The sequence below is a fragment of the Umezawaea endophytica genome, assembly GCF_025061645.1.
Taxonomy (GTDB): domain Bacteria; phylum Actinomycetota; class Actinomycetes; order Mycobacteriales; family Pseudonocardiaceae; genus Umezawaea; species Umezawaea endophytica.
Genome location: NZ_JANYMP010000001.1, coordinates 800,213 through 817,903 on the forward strand (window position 1 = coordinate 800,213; position 17,691 = coordinate 817,903).

The 17,691-nt window shown below is 73.1% G+C and carries 11 protein-coding genes; 4 read left to right on the plus strand and 7 right to left on the minus strand.

Annotated elements, in window-relative coordinates; translation table 11 throughout:
* The 4 genes from NZH93_RS03150 to NZH93_RS03165 form a co-directional block, all read right to left on the minus strand.
* The coding region (locus NZH93_RS03150; protein ID WP_259621339.1) for a cupredoxin domain-containing protein at positions 1 to 933 on the minus strand (933 nt) is incomplete at its 3' end.
* A gap of 58 nt (positions 934 to 991) precedes the next feature.
* Entirely contained in the window at positions 992 to 4,954 is a 3,963-nt protein-coding gene (locus NZH93_RS03155; protein WP_372506485.1) for a ThuA domain-containing protein, read from the minus strand.
* A 33-nt stretch (positions 4,955 to 4,987) separates the two neighbouring features.
* A complete protein-coding gene (locus NZH93_RS03160; protein ID WP_259621340.1) occupies positions 4,988 to 6,064 on the minus strand; it encodes a multicopper oxidase domain-containing protein in 1,077 nt (358 codons plus the stop codon).
* Positions 6,065 to 6,407: 343 nt separating this feature from the next.
* Complete coding sequence (locus NZH93_RS03165; RefSeq protein WP_259621341.1) at positions 6,408 to 7,517, minus strand: acyl-CoA dehydrogenase family protein; 1,110 nt, start codon at positions 7,515 to 7,517, stop codon at positions 6,408 to 6,410.
* 41 nt (positions 7,518 to 7,558) lie between these two features.
* Here NZH93_RS03165 and NZH93_RS03170 point away from each other — a divergent pair, with 41 nt between their 5' ends.
* The gene (locus tag NZH93_RS03170) at positions 7,559 to 8,452 is read left to right on the plus strand and encodes an AraC family transcriptional regulator (RefSeq protein ID WP_259621342.1); all 894 of its coding nucleotides are present in this window, start codon (positions 7,559 to 7,561) and stop codon (positions 8,450 to 8,452) included.
* Positions 8,453 to 8,461: 9 nt separating this feature from the next.
* Here the strand turns inward: NZH93_RS03170 and NZH93_RS03175 are convergent, their stop codons facing one another.
* Positions 8,462 to 10,126, minus strand: a complete 1,665-nt coding sequence (locus NZH93_RS03175; protein ID WP_259621343.1) for a cation:proton antiporter — start codon at positions 10,124 to 10,126, stop codon at positions 8,462 to 8,464.
* 162 nt (positions 10,127 to 10,288) lie between these two features.
* Positions 10,289 to 11,860, minus strand: coding sequence for an FAD-dependent monooxygenase (locus NZH93_RS03180; RefSeq protein ID WP_259621344.1), 1,572 nt, complete (start codon positions 11,858 to 11,860; stop codon positions 10,289 to 10,291).
* 113 nt (positions 11,861 to 11,973) lie between these two features.
* Here NZH93_RS03180 and NZH93_RS03185 point away from each other — a divergent pair, with 113 nt between their 5' ends.
* Both NZH93_RS03185 and NZH93_RS03190 read left to right on the plus strand, forming a co-directional pair.
* On the plus strand, positions 11,974 to 15,165 hold the full coding sequence (locus tag NZH93_RS03185) for an ATP-binding protein (RefSeq protein WP_259621345.1): 3,192 nt from the start codon (positions 11,974 to 11,976) through the stop codon (positions 15,163 to 15,165).
* A gap of 7 nt (positions 15,166 to 15,172) precedes the next feature.
* On the plus strand, positions 15,173 to 16,039 hold the full coding sequence (locus tag NZH93_RS03190) for a GNAT family N-acetyltransferase (RefSeq protein ID WP_259621346.1): 867 nt from the start codon (positions 15,173 to 15,175) through the stop codon (positions 16,037 to 16,039).
* 84 nt (positions 16,040 to 16,123) lie between these two features.
* Here the strand turns inward: NZH93_RS03190 and NZH93_RS03195 are convergent, their stop codons facing one another.
* The gene (locus NZH93_RS03195) at positions 16,124 to 16,609 is read right to left on the minus strand and encodes a carboxymuconolactone decarboxylase family protein (RefSeq protein ID WP_259621347.1); all 486 of its coding nucleotides are present in this window, start codon (positions 16,607 to 16,609) and stop codon (positions 16,124 to 16,126) included.
* Between the two features lie 166 nt (positions 16,610 to 16,775).
* Between NZH93_RS03195 and NZH93_RS03200 the strand changes: the two genes are divergently transcribed.
* On the plus strand, positions 16,776 to 17,684 hold the full coding sequence (locus tag NZH93_RS03200) for an RNA polymerase sigma-70 factor (protein ID WP_259621348.1): 909 nt from the start codon (positions 16,776 to 16,778) through the stop codon (positions 17,682 to 17,684).
* Positions 17,685 to 17,691: the final 7 nt, after the last annotated feature.

Here is a 17,691-nt window from a genome sequence, read left to right on the forward strand (position 1 = left end):
GTCGGTCGCCCGGAAGTGCACCATGTGCGACCCCACCTCGGTCACGTCGAACGGTCCCGTGTAGACGGTCCACGCACCCGAATGCACCTGGTACTCACGGGACTCCACACCGGAACCCGCGTCCGTCGCCGTGATCGTCACCGTCGCCTTGCCGACGTAGGCACCACTCGGGTCCTTCGTCCCGGCCACGTCCGCCGACACCGAGGGCGGCGTGACGTCGGAAGGTGGCGCGACGACGCGGAACGACACCGATCCGGCCTCGGAGGTGTTGCCCGCCACGTCGGTCGCCCGGTACCGCACGGTGTGGTCGCCGAGCGCGGTGACGTTCACCGGCTGGGTGTAGGGGGTGAAGCCGCCGCCGTCGACCTCGTGCTCGACGAGTCGCACGCCGGAGCCCGCGTCCGAGGCGTTCACGGTGACCGTCGCGCTGCCGAGGAAATCGCCCGCGGAGTTCTTCTGGCCCGTGACGGTCGCGGACACCGTCGGCGGGGTGACGTCCTCGCCCGCGGGGGCGACGGTGAACTCCCCGGTCATCGACCCGTGACCGGGGATCGAGCAGAAGTAGCGGTACTTGCCGGGGGTGAGCGTGATGGTGGCCTCGTGCCTGCCGTTCTGGGTGTCGAACGGGTTCGCGAGGATGTTCAGGTCGACGTCGTGGTTGTAGCCCTCGGCCGAGGTGTCGAAGGTGAGCGTGTGCGGCATGCCCGTCGTGTTGCCGGTGGCTTCGCTGTTCTCCCAGACGATCTTCGTCACACCTGCCACGGCCGTGGTCGGGGCGGTCTTGTAGCGGGTCACGTCGTTGTCGGCCGTCCAGGTCAGCACCTGCTCCTGGACCTGGACGGGTGCGGCGGACACCGCGGAGGCCGGGACGACCGCGGTCAGCGACACCGAGAGCAGGGCACTGGCCACACCGGCGATCACGCGTCGAAACATGCTGCACCTTCCCTCAGGGGCGGTGGCGGGCCGGTGTGGACCGGCCCGCCGGAGACGACTACAGCGACCGCACCCGGATGTTGCGGAAGTCGATCACGTCGTTGGTGCCGTGGTTCTGCAACCCCAGGAAGCCCGAGGCGAACTGGCGCAGGTCCGTCGGCGGGTCCCCCGCGCGGGAGGACTGCTTGCCCGGCGTGTTGTCGAACTCGTTGATCACCACGCCGTTGCGGATCATCGTGTAGTGCTGGCCGACCACCCGGATCTCGTAGTCGTTCCACACGCCCTTCGGGGTCGCGCCCGCGTCCGGCAGGGTCCTCGGGTCGAAGTTGTAGACCGAGCCCGTCTTCTGCGGCTCGCCGGTGTCGCCGTCGTAGATCTGGATCTCGTGCCCGCAGAAGATCGCGACCCAGGCGGGCGAGGTCCGCGCCGAGCCCACGGTCCCGCAACTGCCCGGCGGACGTTCCGCCAGCGGGGTGCGCGGATCCGGGAACCTGGTGAAGACGCCGCTGTTGGCGCGGGTGCCCTCCGGTGACATGTCGCGGAACTGGAGCCGCACCGAGAAGTCGCCGAACTGCTTGCCCGTGTAGTACAGCATCCCCAGCCCACCGGAGGAGCGCAGCGAGCCGTCCTGCTGGATCGAGAACGACCCGCTCGGGGCCTGCGCCCAGTCCTGCAACGACTTCGCCGTGCCGTCGAAGATCGACTCGTACCCGGTGTTGCCCGGCTTGCCGATGTCCGACCCCGCGGCCGTGCGGACCACCGCGCCGTTCTCGCGGGCGGTGATCACCCCGTCCTTCTGCAACTGGTCGGCGACCGCGGTGACGTGGCGGACGAAGGCGCCGTGGTCGGGCCACGGGCTCTCGTCGTCGATCAGGTCGTTGACCGTGCACCCGCCGCCGACGGGCTTGTTGGCGACACCGGAGTCCGAATCGCCCAGCCACACCGTGCCGCGGCCGTCCGACACCGCGCAGCCGACGTTCACGGCGACCGGGACCACCTGCGTCTCCCCGTCCGCGTAGGTCACGGTGAGCTTGGCCTGGTAGGTCCCGACCCTCGCGTAGGTGTGCCGCGGGTCGGCCTCGGTCGACGAGCCGCCGTCGCCGAAGTCCCAGCGGTAGGACGCGCCGCCGGACCGGGAGCCGGTGAAGCCGACGGTGAGCGGCTTGTCCTGCACCGCCACGGAGGTCGCGGCGGGCACGGGCGTCTTGGCGCCGCCCTGGTAGGTGACCCGGATCAGCTTCTGGTTGGCGTGCAGGGTGAAGAACCCGCCGCCGTAGTCGAGCAGGTAGAGCGCGCCGTCGTTGCCGAACTTCGCGTCCATCCAGCTCTGGAGCCGGTCGTTCCCGCTGCCGCCGGGGATGATGGCGCGCAGCGACTCGGCGAAGACCGGTGGGGCGGCGGTCGGGACACCGGCCGGGTCGACGGTCACCGCGATCCGGTTGGCGGCGTTGGACTGGTCGCCGATGAACCACCTGTCGTCCCAGTACTCCGGCCACGCGACACCGCTGGCGGTGTTCACCAGCTCCCGGTGGTAGGTGGGCCCGGTCATCACGGCCTGGCCGCCACCGCGCAGGTACGGCTGCGTGTAGGTGGCCTCGGCCGCCTTGTAGCTGGGGATGCCGCTGCCGTCGGGGCGGTCCGGGAAGACCGGGCCGCCGCCGTCCGGCGCGTACCAGATCATGTTGTTCTTGACCGGCGGCAGGTCTACCAGACCGGTGTTGCGCGGCGAGTCGTTCTTCGGCGCGTCGCAGTCGTACCAGCCGGTCAGCTTCGTCGCGTCGGTGGTGCTCCGGTCCCGGTAGGGCTGCTTGTTGCCCATGCAGTACGGCCACCCGTGGTTGCCCGCCTCGGTGATGATCGTCGCGGTCTCGTACTTGGCGGGCCCGAGGTCCGGGCTCGGCGAGGTCGCGTCCGGACCGACCCACGCGGCGGTCAGCCACTGGGTGGTCGGGTCGATCTGGAGGCGGGAGATGTTGCGCACGCCCATCACGTAGATCTCCGCGCGCGTCTTGTCCGTGCCGGGCGGGAACAGGTTGCCCTGCGGGATCGTGTACGTGCCGTCCGGCTCGGGGTGGATCCGGATGATCTTGCCGTTCAGGTCGTTCGTGTTGCCCGCCGTGCGCCGGGCGTCCTGGAAGGACAGTCCCTGCCAGTCGGCCGTCCAGTTGTTGCCGGAGTAGCCGGAGGAACCCTGCGAGGAGTTGCTGTCGCCGGAGCCGACGTACAGGTTCCCCTTGGCGTCGAAGGCCATGCCGCCGCCCGCGTGGCAGCAGCTGTGTTGCTGGACCTCCCACTGGAGCAGGTCCTTGCGGGTGGCGAGGTCGATCGTCTGCGCGGCCCGGTCGTAGGTGAGCCGCGAGACGGTCCGCTTGCCGGTCCGCTTCTCCCGGTCGACGGTGTCGTGCGGCATCCAGTAGACGTAGAGCCAGCCGTTCTCGGCGAAGGCCGGGTCGGGCACGATGCCCAGCAGGCCCTCCTCGTTCTTCACCAGCTCGGACCCGCTGCCCCGGTTGCCCATCACGGGCAGCGTGGCCAGCAGCGAGACCTGTTTGGTGGCGGGCTTGAACTGGTGGATCGTGCCGCAGCCGAGGCCGACCTTCGGGTCGGTCCACTCGACGACCGGGCCGCTCGGGCAGGCCCCCTTGCCGACGTAGAAGATCGTGCCGTCCGAGGCGACGGTCAGGCCGTGCGGTTCACCGATCTGGTCGAGCTGACCGGTCTGGTTGGCCGCGGTCAGCCGCTCGATCTTGTAGTTCGCGGCGATGGTGGCCTGGCAGTCGCCGCGCACCAGGCCGGTCGTCCACTTCAGGGCCCCGGTCAGGTGGGTGCGGAACGCCTCTTCGCCGAAGCTGGCCTCGGTGTGGCCCATGCCGGTGTAGAAGGACCGCCCGCCCTCGTAGTCGCGGCACCAGGACACCGGGTGGAACGGGCCGTTGGCGCCCTGACCGGCGTCATACCGCCACTCCTCCACCTGGGCGACGGTGTGCACGAGCCCGACCGGGCTCGGGTCCCAGTTGTACCAGCGGTCGGAGCGCGTGATGTTCATCGGCAGGCTCGCGGTCGCCGGGTGCTGCCGGTCGAGGACGTTCACCACGGACTCGTGCACGTCCGGCGTCGGCGGCTGGTCGCCGGAGACCAGCCGCAGGTCGGCGAGCTGGAGCAGCGGCTCACCCGAGTTGGCCGTGATGTTCAGGCGGTAGTGCAGGAACGGCTTCGGGTCCGCGATGGTGAACGTCCGGGTCTGGAGGCGCTCCGGGAACGCCTGACCGGTCTGGCGGTCGATGTCGGTCCAGGCCGTGCCGTCCGCCGAGCCCTGCAACGTCCAGTCCTTCGGGTCGCGGCCCTGGCTGTCGTTCGCCGACGTCAGCGTGTAGCGCTTCGCCGCGACGGCCGCGCGCAGCCGGTAGGCGACCCACCCCGTCGGGGTGCGGGCGAGCCACTTGGTGGCCGCGTTGCCGTCGGTCAGCTTCTCCTTGGTCTCGTTCGGCGGGTTCTCCCCGCTCGCCGTCACCGCCTCCACCACGGGCTCGCTGCCGACCGGCCGGGTGCCGATCAGGCCGGTGAACCAGGTCGACTGCTCCTGCGCCTTGGCCGCGTCGGCCACGCCGAGGAACCCGCCGCCCGCCTTCACGTAGCTCTGGAGCACCGCTTCCTGCTCCGTGCTGAGGGTCGTGCCCTTCGCCGACAGGAACACGACACCGCGGTAGCGGGCGAGGTTGTCCGCCGTGAACGCGGCGGGATCCGACGACGACTGCACCGCGATGCCGTTGGCCGCGCCGATCTCCCGGATCGCCTCGACCGCGCGCTCGACGGGGTCCTGCTGCTCGGCGGCGGCGCCGTGGAAGACCAGGACGGACACCGCCGCGGCGGCGGTGGCCGCGGGGGCCGGTGACGGTTGAGCCGCGTCCGCGGACGCGGAAGTCAGCGAACCACCGATCACCGCCACCACGGCGGTGATCGTCAACAAGACGTTCGTGCCCGTCCTCCCGCGGCGTCCGCGTGGAGAGGTCCTTGGCCCCATCCCTCACTCCTTAGCCGTGGCAAGGCCACGAGGTCATCGTGATGACGAGTGTTGGTGCTGTGCCTGTCCGTCGGCCGGGCTCGGCGCGGGCTCGGGAGCCTGCGCGGCGGCCGTGCCGTGGGCGTGCCCGTGGAAGCGGTCGATCGCCTCCTGGGCGCCGGGCGGCATGCCGCCGTCGGCCGTGCGCACCAGGAAGATCCCGGACATCCCGGTCTCCGAGTGGTTCTGCACGTGGCAGTGGTACATCCACGCGCCGGGTCCGACGCCCTCCCCCGCCAGCACCTGGAACCCGAAGGAGCTGCCGGGGTTCAGGTCCTTGTTGTCGACCACCTGGCTGGGGTCGGTCGGGCCCTCGAGCATGCCCGTGCGGTTGTCGGCCCACCGGTGCGCGTGCAGGTGGAAGGTGTGGAACTGGTTGCCGTGGCCGATCGCGATCCACTCGACCCGCTGGCCGAGGTTGGCCTCGAACATCGGCGTGTTCGGCGCGACCTGGTTGTTGATGGACATCTCGTTGAACACGACGGTGAACTGCTTGTCCGGCAGGATGTCACCGCGGCGGCGCACCACCAGCGCGCCGTACAGGCCGCGGGCGATGCCCAACGTGCCGTGGTCGGTGCCCATGGCGTGGTCGTGATAATGCCAGTATCCCGCGCTGCCCGGCATCCAACGCCTTCCGGAGGCGAGGAACATCTCCCGCGAACGCCAAATGTAGGTGCGGGTTTCGCCCGGATTGTTGAATGACGCGTTGAGTGGACTTCCGTCGGACTCGACGCTGTAGTCCACGCCGTGCGGGTGGATGGACATTCGGCGGTCGGTGTTGTTGACGAGGGTGATTTCCAGCGTGTCACCCTCGTAGATCTCCAGCACCGGTCCGGGGATCGTCGCCCGACCGGGTTCGAGGCCGTAGCCGTACAGGTTTCCGGGCAACGCCTCCGCGTACACGGTGACCTTCCGGACCGTTCCCGCCCGAGCACTGGCGGAGTCGTGGGACCCCGCCGCTCCCAGCGTCATGGCCGCCGGTGCGACCAGCCCCGCCGTGCCGGTGGCCAGCACCGCTCGTCGGGACACCAGTGTCGTGAACCAGCCGGGCCGGGCGCGCTCGTCCATCATTCTCCATCCGGGTTGACTGGAATCGGTTCAGAACGGGACCGGCGGTCCCGGAACCGGAACGACAGCATGAGGGCACGGTGGTACGCGAATATCGGTATACGCATTTCCACTCTCGAAGGCACCATCCGCAAAGTGGTTCCACGGGTGGTTGCCGACGTTGTTCGCCTGGCGCTTCAGTGCGGACCTTTCGCTTGTTCTGCGTCAACTAATGGCAAACTTATGCACGTGTTCGACGAAAGTGAAGGGCCAAGTGGCCCAATGGACCGGACATCCTTTGTCATATCGTCCGGACATCCGGTCCCTCGGGCCTCGAACGGCTTCGCCTTTCGCCGGGACGCCGCGATCAGGGGCGGTCGGCCAGCGCCGCGCCGAGGGTCTCGACCGCGAGGTACGGGTTCAGGTGGGGGTGGCGGCTGCCGACGGCGACGTCCCGCCAGAACCGCTGGAGCGCGTTCGCCGTGCTGAAGCCGCCCGAGCCGTGCAGGTCCAGCATCCGCTCGATCGCGGCCCGGCAGTCGGAGCCGGCGTCCGCGAGGTCCATCCGCAGGCGGGGCAGGTCGGCGTCGGACACCTCCGTCGTGTCCGCCACCCGCGCGACCGCCAGCATGGTGTTCTCCGCGCGGGTCACCAGGTGGGTCGCCTCCGCCAGCCAGTGCCGGGCGCCTGCGGACTCCCCCATCCGGGAGTACGCGGTCATGAACGGCTTGCGGTCCGAGGCGAACATCGCCTCGACGACGTCGAGCGCGCCCCGCGCGGCCCCGACCACCGGGCCGAGCACCGTCATCGAGTAGAGCAGCAGGTCACCCGCGGCGAACCGGTCCGCCGCCACGACCCGCTCGACGGGCACCAGCAGGTCCTCGGCGACCAGGGTGTGGCTGCCCGTGCCGCGCATGCCCGCCACCTGCCAGGTCCGCTCCACGGCCAGGTCGGCCACCGGCACGACGGCGATGGAGAACCGCCCGTCCACCACCACGGCCAGCGAGGCCCACGCCGCGTCCTCGCACCCGGAGACGCTCGGCCACCGGCCGGTGACCCGCACACCTCCGGCCACGTGCTCGCCCTTGGCCGCGGGGACACCCGACCCGCAGAACAGCGCGTCCGGGTCGGCGAAGTACTCGCGCGCATCCGGGAAGCACCTGACGGCGATGTTCTTCGCGGTCACGCACGTGCCCGCGACCCAGGCCGTGGACGGACAGGCCCGGCCCAGGCCCGCGAGGTGCCGGGCGACGGTCTCCGAGCCCGCCCAGGCGCCCCCGTGCTCCTTCGGCACCCGCAGGGCGAAGGTCCCGTCCGCGCGCAGCGCGTCCAGGCTTTCCGCGGCGGGCCGATCGCCCTGTTCGGTCTTCTCGGCGTGGGCGCGCAGGATCGCGCCGGTCTCGTCCCAGGAGGTGTAGTCGATCATGGTGTCGATCCGATCACCGACGCCGGGCGCGCGGCCATGCGCGAGCCGCACCGGTCCATGCGGGGTTGTGCCGCGTGGCTAGCATCGGCCGCATGGACCTGCTGAGCGAGGTGATCCGCTCCATCCGGGTCGGCGGCGTCGGCAGCCGGCTGATCCGGCAGTCACGGGGGGTCCGGTTCTCCGCCTTCTCCGGCAGCGGGTTCCACGTCGTCCTGCGCGGCTCCTGCTGGCTGATCACCGAGGACGAGGACCCGCTCGCGCTGGCGCCGGGCGACGTCGTGCTCACCTCCTCGGGCGCCGAGCACGGCCTCAGCCACGTCCCGTGCGCGCTGGAAGACCTGCCCCTGGCGGTCATGGGCCCGATCCCGCCCGCGCCGGGGGCCTTCGACTTCGAGTTCCTCTGCGGCGCCTACCGGCTCGACCACGGCCTCGCCCCGCAGTACCTGCGCGCGCTGCCCGACCTCATCTCGGTGTCGCCGGACCCCGAGCGCGACCCCGAGATGCGGGCGCTGGTCGAACTGCTGCGCGCGGACGTGTCCGGGCCGCGGATGGGCACCGGGGCCACGCTGCCCGCGATCCTGGACCTGATCCTGGTCACCGTGCTCCGCCTGTGGCACGAGCGGCACGGCACGGCCGGGTGGCCGGACACCGACGACCCGGCCATCGCCGCCGTGCTCCGGCAGATCCACGACGACCCGCGGCGACCGTGGACCGTCGCCCGGCTGAGCGAGGTGGCGGGCCTGCCGAGAACGGCGTTCACGAGGCGCTTCACCGCGGTGGTGGGGAGGCCGCCCATGAGCTACCTGATCGGCTGGCGGCTGAGCAGCGGCGCCCGGCTCCTGCGGGAGACCGACGCCACCCTCGCCACGATCGCCCGCCAGGTCGGCTACTCGACCGAGTTCGCCTTCTCGGCCGCGTTCCGCCGCGAGTACGGCGTGTCCCCCAGCCGCTTCCGCCTGAGCCCGGCGGTCGCCGCCCTGCCGTGACGGCTCGCGTCAGCCGCCCAGCTTCCCGCGCATCTCGATGGCGATCTGCGCCGCGTCGAGGTTGGCCAGCGCGTTCGCCAGGACGTCCGCGTCGAACGTGCCGTTGTCGCGCGCGTCCAGCAGCGCCGACCGCTGCGCCGCGATGACCGCGAGCCGGTGGGTCTTCGCCGTGGTGAACCCCTCCGGCGTGCGCTCGACCTCGGGGAGCGGCGGGACCGTCTCGGCGCTCGACTTCAGCAGCTCCACGATCCCGGCCCACTCGGCGGCGGTCTGCTCGTCGGCCGCGGCGGGGTCGGCGGCGGGCGTGATCCGGCGGAGCAGGGGGCCGATGGTGCCGCCCTGGACCACGAGGGACATCAGCGCGACCGCGAACGCGATGAGCACGAGCACCGAGCGCTGCGGGGTGTCCTCGGGGAGCGTCTGCGCCGCGGCCACGGTCACCGCGCCGCGCATGCCCGCCCACACGACCGCCGTGCCGTCGCGCCACCCGAGCGGCTGGCGGAGGAAGTAGTCGATGTCGGCGAGCAGGCGGGTGACCCGGAGCGCGAACCGGTCCAGTTCCCGTTCCGACGGCCGCCGCCCGCGGGTGTTCACCTCCCCGAACGTCTCCTGCACGCCCTCCGGCGTCCCCATGCGGTCCCGCATGCCCTGGACCCTGGGCTGCATCCTCTCGCGCCGCCTGGCGCGCCTGGCGAGGGTGCGGAGCAGCGGGGCGATGTACGCGGCGCGCACCAGGACCGTCAGCGCGAGCGCCCCGGCCGCGACGAGCACGGACGCGCCGACCCCGGCGTGGTCGCGCTCGACGTTCTCCACGACCGACTTGATCTGCACGCCCATCGACAGGAACACCGCGCCTTCCAGGACCAGTTCCACCGTGCGCCAGTTCTGCCAGTCCGACAGGCGGTTCTGCGGCGAGAGGTCGCGCGGCGCGCGGATGCCGGTGGCGAGACCCGCGACGACGGCCGCGACGAGACCGGACGCCCCGAGGTGCTCGGCGGGCACGGACGCCAGGAACGGCACCGTGAACGACAGGACCGTGTTGACCGTCGGGTCCGTCACCCGCTTGCGGACCACCAGGTTGAGCCACCCGACCAGCCCGCCGATCACCAGCGCGACGGCGACCGAGTAGGAGAACGTGCCGACCGAGCCCCAGAACGAGAACGTCGCGGCCGTCGCGACGATCGCGGTGCGCAACAGCACCAGCGCGGTCGCGTCGTTGAGCAGGCTCTCCCCGTCGAGCATCGCCACGACCCGCTTGGACACCGACGTCCGCTTGACGATCGACGTCGCCACGGCGTCGGTCGGGCTGATGATCGCCCCGAGCGCGACCCCCCACGCGAACCCGAGGCCGGGGACGACGAGCGTGAAGAACCACCCGAGCAGCAGCGCGGTGCCCACGACGAGGACGACGGACAGTCCGCTGATCGCCCCGAACTCGCGGCGGAAGTTCATCGACGGCATCGACACCGCCGACGAGTACAGCAGCGGCGGCAGGACTCCTTCCAGGATCCACTCGGGTTCGACGTGCACCGACTCGAACACCGGCAGGAAGCTCGCCGCGACCCCGATCGCGACGAGCACCAGCGGCGCCGCGACCCCCAGGCGCGGGCCGAAGACGGTCGCGGCGGCGATCACCACGAACCCGGTCACGATCACCACGAGCAGTTCGGTCACGCGCCCACCCTGACACCACTCCGGCCCGCCCCCGTGGATTTCCCGGCGACCGTGTCGGGTGGACGGTCCACAAGGGAGTCACGACCCATCCGACCCGGCCCCCACCCGGCTGAACCACCGCCGAGAACCCGCACGACCACCGGGCCACTCCCCGACCGGCCCCTACTCACCGAACCACCGCCGAACGGCCCGCTCGAACCCCTCACGACCGGGCTCGCGGTCGCCAGTCCAGGCGACGACGCCGTCGGGGCGGACGAGCACGGCGCCGCGTCCCAGGTCGTCCACCGCTCGCCCGGCCGCGTACCGCACGCGGTCCTCCCAGCCCGCGGCCGGAGCGCGCAGGCGCTCGTCGGCGCTGAAGTCGAGCAGCACGCCCCGCCCGTCCCGCACCAGGTCGCCGAGGCGGGTCCCGTCCTCCAGGCGGAACTCCGGGGCGTTGCGGCCGATCAGCGGGTCCTCGTCGCCGAGGTCGTAGCGGATCGAGGTCCCCGACGTCCGGTCGAACACGTAGGTCGTCCCGCCGCGGGTCCCGAGCAGGTCGCGGACCACGCCCTGGAGCGCTTCGGCGTGCGAGCCCGGCCGCATGGTCGCCACCTGGGCGCGCGACCAGTCGAGCACCCGCGCACCGATCGGGTGCCGCTCGCGGGTGTAGGTGTCGAGGAGCCCGTCCGGCGCGTGCCCCCGCACGGTCGCCGCGAGCTTCCACCCCAGGTTCACGGCGTCGCCGATGCCGAGGTTGAGCCCCTGCCCGCCCAGCGGGGAGTGGATGTGGGCGGCGTCGCCCGCGAGCAGGACGCGGCCCCGCCGGTAGGTCGTCGTCTGCATCGCCCGGTCGGTGAAGGTCGAGGCGAGGTGGACCTCGCTCAGCGTCACGTCGGTGCCGGACACCCGGCGCAGGACCGCCTGGAGGTGCTCGGCGGTCGGCGGTCGGGAGCGGTCGAACGCGCCGCCGTCGAAGTCCTGGATGCCGAGGTGTCCGGGGAAGGGCGACTGGAGGTACATGCCGGTCGGCGTCAGCGTGAAGCCGGGGCGCAGCTTCTCGGGATCGGCGATGGTGGCGTGCACGGCGTAGCCGGTGAACATCGGCTCGGTGCCGACGAAGTCGAAGCCCGCGAGCCCGCGCACGGCGCTGCGGCCACCGTCGCAGCCGACCAGCCAGCGCGCCGGGTGCTCGTGCCCACCGGCGTGCGCGACCACGCCGCCCTCGTCCTGCGTGACGGCCGAGACCGCGACACCGCGCCGAACCTCCACGCCGAGCTTCTCCGCCCGCTCGGACAGCACCGCCTCGACCGCTTCGAGGCTCGTCATCACGCCGTCCACCACCGGGCTGGGCAGCCGGAACGGCAGCGCGGTCACGTCGACGTCGGCCGGGTCGAGCATCATCCCGGCGAAGTGGCTCACACCGCGAGGTGCTCGCGGCTCGTCCCCGCCCGGAGCGTCGCGGACGCCCGACGCCGTCAGCAGCGCGTCCAGCATCCCGCGCCGGTAGAACGCCTCGACCGACCCGGCGGACAGCCCCCGCATCCCGAGCGGGTTCGCCTTCCACGGGGTGCGGGGCTCCGGTTCCCGTTCGAGCACCAGGACGGAGCAGCCCGCGAGGCCGAGTTCGCAGGCCAGGAACAGGCCCACCGGACCCGCCCCGACGATCACCACGTCGTGCGCGGGAGAGCCGAGGGGTGGGTCGAGCGCTTCCAGGGGAGCGCGCCCGCTGGTCCGATCCGAGCCGTGCGTCATCGTTTTCCTCCGTCGTCCGTGGTGCCCGCACAGTCGCGCGGGCCGCTCACACGGGGCGCACGCGGCGCTCACACGTTTTGGCGGCACGGGGCCGCGCACGCGAAGATCGGGAGATGAACCGGCTGCGCGTCACGCTGCTCGGCGCGTTCCAGGCGTCGCGCGGTGACGTCGTCCTGCCCGTTCCGGGCGCTCGGCTGCGCGGCCTGGTCGTGCGGCTGGCGCTGGCGGGTGGACGGCCGGTCGAGCCGGGTGTCCTCGTCGACGCGATCTGGGCCGAGGCCCCGCCCGCGGGCGCCGCCCACGCCTTGCAGGCCCTCGTCTCCCGGCTGCGCCGGGCGCTGGGCTCCCCCGACGCCGTCACGCAGGTCGCGGGCGGCTACCGGCTCGCCGTGGACGAGGCCGACGTGGACGCGCCGCGGTTCGAACGGCTCGCCGCCGACGGCCGGCAGCGCCTGCGCGCGGGTGACCCGAACGCCGCGGCGGCCGTGCTCGGCGAAGCCGTGGCGCTGTGGGGCAACCGCGCGGGCACTGAGCCCACGGCCGTCGCCGCGGTGGCGCCCGCCGCCGCGACCCGGCTGGCCCACACCTCCGTCGAGGCCGTCGCCGACCTCGCCGACGCCGAACTGTCCCTCGGCCGTGCCGACGCGGCGGCCACCCGCCTGACCGCCCTGCTCGCCGAGCACCCCGTCCACGAGCGCGCCGCCGCGCTGCTCATGGACGCGCTCGCCGCGGGCGGGCGCCAGGCCGACGCCCTCGCCCTGTACGAGCGGGTCCGCGAGGCACTGGCGGACGTCCTCGGCACCGATCCCGGCACCGCTCTGCGGGAACGCCACCTGGGCCTGCTGCGCGCCGAACGGCCCACCGTCGAGCGGACCAGGCCGAGCACCCTGCCCGTTCCACTGACCAGCTTCGTCGGCCGTGACGCCGACCTGGCCCGGATCGACGCGCTGCTCGCCGCCGGACGCCTGGTCACCGTGCTGGGTCCCGGCGGCGCGGGCAAGACGCGCCTCGCCGTCGAAGCCGTCCGCCGCCGCGAGCACCACGACGGCGCCTGGATGATCGACCTGGCCTCGGTCACCGAACCGGCCAAGGTGGGCGCCGCCGTGCTCGCCGGGACCGGGTCGCGCGGCGGCGCGCTGTTCGAGGCCCGGCCGCGGGCCGACGGCGACGAGGTCGACCTGCTCGTCGACCGGTTCGGCGGCCGGGAGGTCCTGCTGCTGGTCGACAACTGCGAGCACCTGGTCGACGCCGTCGCCCACCTGGTCACGGCGCTGCTGTCCCGGTGCGCCGGGCTGCGCGTGCTCGCCACCAGCCGGGAACCCCTCTCCGTCGACGGCGAGGCGCTGGTGCCGCTCGGCCCGCTCGCGCTGCCGGAGCCGGACGACGGCGTCGACCAGGCCCGGCGAGCGGCGGCGGTGCGGCTGTTCGCCGAGCGGGCCGTCGCCGTGCGCCCCGGCTTCGCCGTCGACGACACCACGCTGCCCGACGTCGTGCGCGTCGTTCGCGGCCTGGACGGGATGCCGCTGGCGCTCGAACTGGCCGCGGCCCGGCTGCGGACGCTGTCGCTGCCCGAACTCGCCGACGGGCTCTCGGACCGGTTCCGCCTGCTCACCACGGGCAGCCGCACCGCGCTGCCCCGCCACCGGACGCTGCGCGCGGTCATCGCCTGGAGCTGGGACCTGCTCGGCGAGCACGAGCGCACGGTCGTCGAACGCGTCTCGGTCCTGCCCGGCGGTGTCACCCGCGCCTCGGCCACCGCGGTCTGCGCGGGCACGGCGGTCCCGGCCGACGAGATCCCCGAACTGCTCGCGGGCCTCGTCGACCGGTCGCTCCTGCACCTCGCGCCCGACCCCGGCCGCTACCGGGTGCTGGAGACGATCCGCGAGTACGGCGTCGACCGCCTGGCCTCGACGGACGCCCTCGGCACCGTCCGCGACCTGGCCGCCGACCACTTCACCCGGCTGGTGGCCCGGTGCGATGCCGAGCTGCGCGGGCCCGACCAGGTGACGGCCATCCGGACCATCGGTGCCGAGTACGACAACGCGCTGGCCGCCCTGCGCCGCCGGTGCGACACCGGCGACGCCGCGGGTGCGGTCGCCCTCGCACTGAGCCTGACCTGGTACTGGCGGATGCTCGGCAGGCTGCCCGACGCGCTGTACTGGCTGGGCGAGGCGCTGGCGGTGCCCGGCGGCGAGCCGACTCCCGACCGGGACTGCGCCCAGGCGATCCTCCTGCTCAACCGGCCGGGCCCGACCGCGGACGCGCAGCGGCGGGAGCTGGCCGACCGGCTGCTCGCGTACCCGGAGCTGCCGGGCCCGCACGCCGCGCTCGCCGCGCACCTGCACGGGGAGAAGACCTGGCTCGCGATCATCGGGCGCCTGGCCGACGGCGACGACGTGTGGCTGTCCGGGCTGGCCCGGCTGTTCCGGGCCCAGTTCGCCGAGAACGCGGGCGAACTCGACCGGATGCGCGTGGACCTGGAGGCGGCCCTGGTGAGCTTCCGCCAGGTCGGCGACCGCTGGTGCCAGGCCGACGCCCTCCAGACGCGCTCCCAGTCGCGGCAGTACGACGACCTCGACGGCGCGCTGGCGGACCTGCGCGAGGCCAGGGCGCTGGCGGACGAGTTCGGCCCGCTCAGCCTCGGCGACGAGGTGTACGGCGACCTGCGCTGGATCGACCTGCACCTGCGGCGCGGCGACACCGACCTGGCGATCACCATGATCGACTCGACCCGTGAGCGCGCGCGGCGCGCGGCCTCGGAGGAGATGCTGGTCCTGCTCGACGCGCGGGAGGCCGACTTCCGGGTGCGGCTCGGCGACCTGGACCGGGCGCGCGACCTGCTCGACACCGCCGACCGCGGCCCGCACGGCGGCGCCACGCTCTCCGGCGACCACGTGCGGACGCTGATCGGCAGCGTGCGGACCGCGCTCCGCCTGGAAACGGGTGACCTCGAGGGCGCGGAGGAGTCGCTGGCCAGTGCGTACGCGGCGGCGCTGAGTTCTCGGGACCTGCCGATCCTGTCGCTGGTGGCGGTGAACGCGGCGGCTCTCGCCGACGCGCGCGGCCGTCACGACGACGCCGCCGTCCTGCTCGGCGCCGCCTCCCGCCTGCGCGGCGCCCACGACCGCACCGACCGGCAGATCCGCGAGCTGACCCGTCGAGGGCGGGCGTCCCTCGGCGAGGACGCCTTCGCCTCGGCGTATGAGAAGGGTTGGGGCCTGGACGGGAAGTCGGCCGCAACCGAGGTCGACCCGGCCCGACGGCACCGGAAACCAGGTGCGGACCACCGGCCCGGTGGTGTCTGATCCGCGCATGGCGATCGAGGTGGACCAGCCGGGGGTCGACGGGCCGGACAGGGCCGGGGACGCGCTGCGGGCGTGGCAGGCCGAGGGGGCGCCGACGCACCTGCACCCCGGTGACCTGGGCTGGTTCCGGCGGTTCGGCGCGGAGGCGACGGCCGCGGCGGTCCGGACCTGGAGCCGGGCCGGGCGGGTCCTCGCCGTCGGCCTGCTCGACGGACCCGGCCTGGTGCGGCTGACGACCGCGCCGGACGCCCGGCGGGACGAGGAGCTGGCGCGGCGGCTGGTCGTGGACCTGACCGGGCCGGAGCGCGGGGTGCTGCCCGCGGGCAGGGCGAACGTCGAGGCGCCTGCGGACGCGCTGCTCCAGGAGCTGCTGCCCGAGCACGGCTGGACCACCGACGAGCCGTGGACACCGCTGCGCCGCGACCTCACCGAGCCGGTGGAGGACCCCGGCGTGCGGGTCGAGGTGGTCGGGCCGGGGTCGGCGGACGTGCGGGCCGCCGTGCAGCGCGCGTCGTTCGACCGGTCGACGTTCACCGACGGGAGCTGGCGCGCGATGGCGGCCGGTCCGCTCTACGCCGACGCCCGGTGCCTGGTCGCCCACGACGAGCAGGGCACCGCGGTGGCGGCGGTGACGGTGTGGTCGGCCGGTCCGGGCAGACCGGGGCTCCTCGAACCGATGGGCGTGCACCGGGACCACCGGCGGCGCGGCCACGGCAGGGCGATCAGCGTCGCCGCCGCGGCCGCTCTCCGCGACCTGGGCTCGTCGAGCGCGATCGTCTGCACCCCCAGCTCCAACACCGGCGCCGTCGCCACCTACGAGTCGGCCGGGTTCCGGCGGCTCCCGGAGGTCCGGGACCTGTACCGGAGTGCCTAGCGCGGCGACCGCTCGCCACCCCCGGGACGCGAGCGGTCACCCGGCTGATCCACGGGTGGCCCCGGCTCCGGGGCCACCCGTGGATCACTCCTTCGCGGCGGCGAACATGCCCGGCTCGTAGGACCCGGCCGGGTTGCGCACGATCACGTTCATCCGGTTGGCCGCGTTGATCAGGGCGACCACGCAGACCAGTGCGGCGACCTGGTCGTCGTCGTAGTGCTTGCGCACCAAGGCCCAGGTCTCGTCCGACACGCCGTCGTGGGCGTCGGCGATCCGGGTGCCCTCCTCGGCGAGCGCCAGCGCGGCCCGTTCGGCGTCGGTGAACACGGTGGCCTCGCGCCAGGCGGCGACCAGGTTGAGCCGGACCGGGGTCTCGCCCGCGGCCGCGGCGTCCTTGCTGTGCATGTCGACGCAGAAGCCGCAGCCGTTGATCTGGCTGGCGCGCAGCAGCACCAGCTCCTGGGTGGGCTTCGGCAGCGCCGCCTGGTCGAGCACCTGGGCGGCGGCGAAGAAGCGCTTGCCGAACTTCGCGGCGATCTCGTTGCCGAGCAGGTCGAATCGGGCGTTCATGACGTGGTCCTCACTCGTCGTCGTGCGGTGGACGACCAGAAGACGTCGCCTCCGCGAACCCCGTGACAGCACGGGGATGTGACGAGTGCCATGGACGCCCGCTGTCACGGAACGGGGGCGTCCGGCGTCTGCTGGGTGACACGGGCGAAGGCGGACAGGAGTCACCATGACCGACGACGAAGATCGCGGCGAGACCACGAACCCAGCCACCACGGCGTTCGTCGCGCACCGCAACCTGCTCTTCACCGTCGCCTACGAGATGCTCGGCTCGGCCGCCGACGCGGAGGACGTGCTCCAGGAGACCTGGCTGCGGTGGGCGGGCGTCGACCTCGACACCGTGCGGGACCAGCGCGCGTACCTGGTCCGGATCACCACGCGCCAGGCGCTCGACCGGCTGCGCGCGCTCGGCCGCCGCAAGGAGTCCTACGTCGGCACCTGGCTGCCCGAGCCGCTGCTGACCACTCCCGACGTGGCCGAGGACGTCGAGCTGGCCGAGAGCGTGTCCATGGCGATGCTGCTGGTGCTGGAGACGCTCGCGCCGACGGAGCGGGCGGTGTTCGTGCTGCGCGAGGTGTTCGACCTCGGGTACGACGAGATCGCCGAGGCCGTCGACAAGAGCCCCGCCGCCGTGCGCCAGGTCGCCCACCGGGCGCGGGCCCACGTCGCCGCGCGCCGACCGCGCGGGGTCGTGTCCTCCGACGAGACCCGAGCCGCGTTCGAGGCGTTCCGGCGGGCGACCGAGACCGGTGATCTCCAGTGCCTGCTGGACGTCCTCGCGCCGGACGTCGTGCTGATCGGCGACGGCGGCGGGATCAGGCAGGCCATCCTGCGACCGCTGGTGGGGGCGGACCGGGTCGCCCGCCTGCTCGTCACCGGCCTCGGCCGGGTGGCCGCCACGGCGACCTTCGAACCGGCCCAGGTCAACGGGCACCCGGCGCTGATCCTGCGGCAGGGCGGTGAGGTCGACACGGTCCTGGCGCTGCGCCTCGACGACGGTCTGGTCACCGGCCTCTACGCCGTCCGCAACCCCGAGAAGCTGTCACGGGTGGAACGGGAGACCGCTCTCTGCCGCTGAGCCCGGC